Source organism: Actinomadura geliboluensis (genome assembly GCF_005889745.1).
GTDB classification, from domain to species: Bacteria; Actinomycetota; Actinomycetes; order Streptosporangiales; family Streptosporangiaceae; genus Spirillospora; species Spirillospora geliboluensis.
This window is the reverse complement of the sequence record NZ_VCKZ01000631.1, coordinates 1-3413: the sequence shown is the minus strand read 5'-3', so window position 1 is coordinate 3413 and position 3413 is coordinate 1. Positions and strand designations below refer to the sequence as shown.

Below are 3413 nucleotides of genomic sequence, written 5' to 3'. Positions count from 1 at the left end.
GTGGCGGGGCGCTGGGGGCGTCTGCCAGCGGATCGGGTCCGCTCCGGCGCCCGGACGCGTGCGCTGCAGCCTGTGGGCCATCGGACTGTCCGGGACCGGAGCACCGGTATGCACGCTCACCTGCACCCCGCCGGTCAAGCCCCGCCCAGCCGGCCCGAAGGTCCTGGACGAGGGTGACGGGCGGGGTGATGTGCTGCGGATGCCGCGGCGGGCTGGCCAGGTGCCAGGCGTCGCCGCATCGGTAGGCGCGCAGCCGGGTACCGGGCGCGGTAACGCGGGCTGCGTGCCGGGCAGTGCGGCGGGTGCCGTAGCGGGCGCGTCCGCACCGTCCGCATAGGCCCAACTGGAGGATGGCCAGCACCTCCAGAGCCCGGTTCCATCCTGCTGGTTTGTTGTGCCGGTGGTTGGTCATCGGGTCGTCTCCGGCAGGTCGGTGAACGCGGCTGGCTGGAAGAGCAGGAGGTCTTCGTGCGCGGTGGCGCAGGCGGGGATGCTGCGGTCGCGGGCACGGCGGGTTTCCAGCATCTGGAAGAACGAGGCCCGGTTGACCAGACCGCCGTCGCGCAACCCCGCCAGGAGGGCGGCGTAGCGGCCAGACAGGACAAGGTCGTGGCGGTGGGCGGTGTCGATGACCTGGCCCGGCAGGTCGACCAGCTCGCCCTTGACCCGGATCGGGCGGACGGTCACGCCGATCACCCCACCGGGCCGCAGCAGGGCGGCGCTGCCGGCCAGGATGCGGCCGAACCCGGCCAGCAGGCCGGGCAGGGGCTGATGGGCAAGGTTGCCGCGATCGGTGGAGTAGCGGTGGTGCCGTTTGGCGATCTTTCCGCCGCCGTTGTCGCGTCCGGAGCAGATGTGCCCGTGGGTGTGCGATCCGTACGGCGGTGAGGTGAGCACCAGCGCCGCCTTCCCTTGCAGGGCCTGGTAGAGGGTGGCGATGTTGCGGGCATCCCCGCACACGAGTTGAGGTGTCCCCGTGGCTCCCTGGGAGCGGGCGTGCCGCAGGTTGCCCAGGGTGAGATGGACGAAGTCGGGCTCGTACTCCACCCCGGCAGCGTCACGGCCCAGATGGATCGCTTCGACCAGGGTGGTGCCGATCCCGCACATCGGGTCGACCACCAGATCACCCGCATCGGTGAACGCTTCGATGACGGTGGCGGCGATCGCGGGCAGCATCTTGCCGGGATGGCGCATCGACTCGGGCGTGTAGCGTCCCCGGCGCTGCAGCCGGGACGGGCGCTGGCCAGTCGCCAGTACCGACGGCAACGCCTGGACGCGGGAGAGGCCTTCGTGGTTCATCGAGTCCTCCCGCGGTACGCGCTGTCTTGACCAGGCGGGCCGGTGGGTTCTTGAGGTTTCTTGAACAGCGACACCGCGGCGTGGACGCCGACCGTGGGCGGTAGGGCGCTGGAGCGGATATCGCGGAGTTGCGCGAGGTCGGTGGGGCCGGCCTGCACGACCAGGGCGTCGCCCTCGATCGGGACGCGCAGCGCGATGACGTGCTGGGCGTAGCGGAAGCCGAGGCTTTGGGCGTGGCGGATGATGCGCGGCGCCGGGTCGATGAGGCGTCCGGACTGGTGGCGGGCCGTGGTGATGACGGCCAGGACGCCGCCGGGGGCCAGCACTCGCCATGCCGATGCCATGAACAGCCCGAGTTGCTCGCTGGTGAGCATCCACAGGTCGGCTCGGCACGCTGGGCAGCCCGTTGCTCAGCCTCGCCTCGGATTGTGGCCACCGGTCTCGTACGGCGGCGGGGCGCCGATGACCAGGGAGACCCTGTCGAGGTGGTCGGCCAGGCCTTTGGCCATCTGGTCGGGTCGGACGGGGCGCATCCGCACTCGCGTCAGCTGCTGGTGGTCGAGGGCGGCGCGGAGGCGGGTGCCGATGTGCTGGGCGAGCGGGAAGTGCGGGACCAGTGCGATGGCGCGCCGGTCGAGGCGGGCGGCCGTGATCAGGGTGGCTTCGCTGGTGGTGAAGCCTTCGGCGACCAGTGCCCCTTCGCTGGTGCAGGTACTGATCAGGTGCTGGGCCAGTTCCTGCCCGATGGTCTGGCGGTGCTGGAGGCAGATCGCGCTGCTGGGCCTTTCTCGGTTCGAGCGGGCGCTCGGTCGAGGCGGCAGGTCCTGGCTGCGAGGGTCTGAGCACAGCCAGACGGTGAGCGGGACCATGCGCCGCTCGCCGTTGGGCCGGTTGTTGCCGGTGGGTGGGTGGTTCGGGTTGGACGGTGGGTGGTTCATGTGCTGGGTGACCCGAGGCGGCCACCCGATCCCCGTGCACCGATAAAGCACCGCCGAGGGGCGCGGTTTTCATGATCGGCCGGTTCATGATCGGGTCAAGAACTGCCGACTGGATCATGACCGGGCACTCGTAGCCATGCGGGCCTTGAAAGAGCCGGAACGCCTACCGGCTCAGGGGCCACTGACGCGCTCAGGTGAGCCGATCGTCCTCTGGGCGGCCCAAGTCTTGATCAAGGATGCTGGCTGCCTGTGAATTCGGGCCTGTTCGGCGGTGCTTCATGGGTGCCAGTCGAGATCACCGGTGAACGGCGCGGACCTCGGGCGGACGGTCAGAACCCGGTCCCCGCCGCAATCATCCGTCTCATATGTCCCGTCAAGGAGGACACCCGCGGCCCGAGGCCGCGCCGTTCCAGGTTGATCGCACGGCTGGCAGCCGATTCCGTCAATCGACGTTCCGGAGACGCTGCCATGCGCACCTGCAAGTACTCGCACCAAACCATCCATCGACTCATCGAGGTGTGGCCTGACCGATACCACGGTAAGAGCAGCCGCACTATTGGGCGGTCTGAATCCGCCTCGTCCGAGCCCACGGCTAGCGACCGAGTGCAGCGCCGCCCTCGACCGCCTCGGCGGCGGCTGGTGGCCGCGTCGCTGTTGTGGACGGCCGGGTGCGGGGTGAGCGCGCTGCTGGTGCCCGGTGTGGCCGAGGCCGGCACCGGCCTGGCCGCGGCGGCCTCGTTGGATGAGGTGATCACGAATCTGCGGAATGTGATCGTGGGGTTGCTGGTGGGGTTGGCGACGTTGTTCGCCACGATCGGCGGGGTCCGCTACATCCTGGCCGGTGGCGATCCGGGTGAGGTGGAGGCGGCCAAGAAGACGCTGCGGTACGCGGCGGTCGGGTACTCGGTGGCGGTGCCGGCGCCGCTGCTGGTGAAGATCTTGCAGGGCATCGTCGGCTCGCCCTCGTGACTGCCCCTGCGGTACCGGCCGCCCGAGCGCACCAGTCCTGGGCGTCGCTGGCCACGGCGGCTTTGTTGGTCTTGCTGGTGGCCGGTGCGGTCGTGTGCGCGGGCGCGAGTGCGGCGTGGGGCGCAGCCGACCCCGGGCCGCAGCCGTCGGTGAATCCGTCGCCGAACGCACCGGCGGCGCCAGGAACGCAGACACCCACCGCACCGC

At 70.5% G+C, this 3413-nt stretch carries 4 protein-coding genes; 1 reads left to right on the top strand and 3 read right to left on the bottom strand.

The window, feature by feature from the left end; genetic code table 11:
* Nucleotides 1-408: 408 nt before the first annotated feature.
* From ETD96_RS45550 to ETD96_RS45540, 3 genes are read right to left on the bottom strand one after another with little or no spacing between them, the layout of a single operon-like run.
* Nucleotides 409-1299, bottom strand: coding sequence for a TRM11 family SAM-dependent methyltransferase (locus ETD96_RS45550; RefSeq protein WP_274704688.1), 891 nt, complete (start codon nucleotides 1297-1299; stop codon nucleotides 409-411).
* Nucleotides 1296-1673 (bottom strand): hypothetical protein, encoded by a 378-nt coding sequence (locus ETD96_RS45545; protein WP_171069514.1) that lies wholly within the window; start codon nucleotides 1671-1673, stop codon nucleotides 1296-1298. The genes ETD96_RS45550 and ETD96_RS45545 overlap by 4 nt, the downstream gene beginning before the upstream one ends.
* A gap of 36 nt (nucleotides 1674-1709) precedes the next feature.
* A complete protein-coding gene (locus tag ETD96_RS45540) occupies nucleotides 1710-2237 on the bottom strand; it encodes a hypothetical protein (RefSeq protein WP_171069513.1) in 528 nt (175 codons plus the stop codon).
* 675 nt (nucleotides 2238-2912) lie between these two features.
* On the opposite strand from ETD96_RS45540, the gene ETD96_RS42740 reads away from it, so the two are divergent.
* Complete coding sequence (locus tag ETD96_RS42740) at nucleotides 2913-3206, top strand: pilin (protein ID WP_205719746.1); 294 nt, start codon at nucleotides 2913-2915, stop codon at nucleotides 3204-3206.
* The last annotated feature ends 207 nt before the right edge of the window (nucleotides 3207-3413 follow it).

What these genes read in the sequence shown, in the direction of transcription:
- ETD96_RS45550 (WP_274704688.1), bottom strand. Translation starts at nt 1,299, where the DNA reads ATGAACCACGAAGGCCTCTCCCGCGTCCAGGCGTTGCCGTCGGTACTG.
- ETD96_RS45540 (WP_171069513.1), bottom strand. Translation starts at nt 2,237, where the DNA reads ATGAACCACCCACCGTCCAACCCGAACCACCCACCCACCGGCAACAAC.
- ETD96_RS45545 (WP_171069514.1), bottom strand. Translation starts at nt 1,673, where the DNA reads ATGCTCACCAGCGAGCAACTCGGGCTGTTCATGGCATCGGCATGGCGA.